The following is a 1,126-nucleotide window of genomic DNA, read 5'->3' as shown; positions in this document are numbered from 1 at the left end:
GGGGTGGTATCCGCAGCGGTGATTCGCGCACTTGATGGTGACATGCATGGCCGCCTTCTACCTCGCCACGAAGTGAAAGGCGACACAGAAGAAAACCGTATTTACGGTGCGGCTGAACTACAACGTTGTGAAGAAATGGGCGTAAAAGCCAACGTCGTCCTAAAAATGGAAGACATGGCGCGCAGCGACAACGTCGTCTTCTCAGCAACAGGCATTACAAAAGGTGACTTGCTAGAGGGGATTTCTCGCCAAGGTAATATTGCGACAACAGAGACGCTACTCGTGCGAGGCCGTTGCCGTACCATTCGCCGCATCAAGTCGACCCATTACTTAGAGCGCAAAGATCCAGAAGTTCGCGATATCATTCTGTAATTTTTAGGTTCAGCATCGCAGAGGGTTGGCAAAGTGCCGACCCTTTTTGTTTTTGGCTCACCAAATCCCCACTCAAGTTAAGTCAACACTTTTCTTTACTAAGCCTATCGCGCATAATGTGTACGGAAATACAAATGGTGGGAATATGAAGACCGTAGATAGGATATTGCAAATCGTTAAGCGTGACGGGTCTGTCACTGCAAAACAACTCTCTTCTGAGCTTGGGATGACAACCATGGGTGCTCGCCAGCACCTGCAAGGTTTAGAAGATGAAGGCATCCTGTCGATTCACGATGTAAAAGTCAAAGTCGGACGCCCTACTCGCCATTGGTCTTTAACCCAGAAGGGACATGAGCAATTCGCCGATCGTCATGGCGAACTCACCATCCAATTTATCGAAGCCGTGGAACACATCTTCGGTAAAGATGGCCTCGACAAAGTTACCTCCGAGCGCGAAAAACTGACTTTACAAAACTATCGCCAGCACCTCGATCAATGTGAGTCTTTAGAAAGCAAACTGGAAACTTTGGTTTTTCTGCGCGAAAAAGAAGGCTACATGGCAGAGCTTGAACAAGATGAGCACGGCTTTATCTTGATCGAGAATCACTGCCCGATTTGTAAAGCCGCCACGCGTTGCCCTAGTTTATGCAAATCTGAACTGAGTGTGTTCCAGTCCTTACTCGGAGACGACACGACCGTCGAGCGTACCGAGCATATCATTAGCGGTCAACGTCGCTGCGTTTACCGAATCCGC

2 protein-coding genes are annotated in these 1,126 nt (G+C 48.8%); both read left to right on the top strand.

The window, feature by feature from the left end; translation table 11 throughout:
• On the top strand, positions 1–372 hold a 372-nt coding region (locus R7070_RS26185), incomplete at its 5' end, for a fructose-bisphosphatase class II (protein ID WP_318141511.1).
• Between the two features lie 145 nt (positions 373–517).
• On the top strand, positions 518–1,126 hold a 609-nt coding region (locus R7070_RS26180), incomplete at its 3' end, for a metalloregulator ArsR/SmtB family transcription factor (protein ID WP_318141510.1).

This window comes from Vibrio sp. 1557 (assembly GCF_033340175.1).
GTDB classification, from domain to species: Bacteria; Pseudomonadota; Gammaproteobacteria; order Enterobacterales; family Vibrionaceae; genus Vibrio; species Vibrio alginolyticus.
Note: the sequence above shows the minus strand (reverse complement) of the source record. Positions and strands in the feature narration are given on the sequence as shown.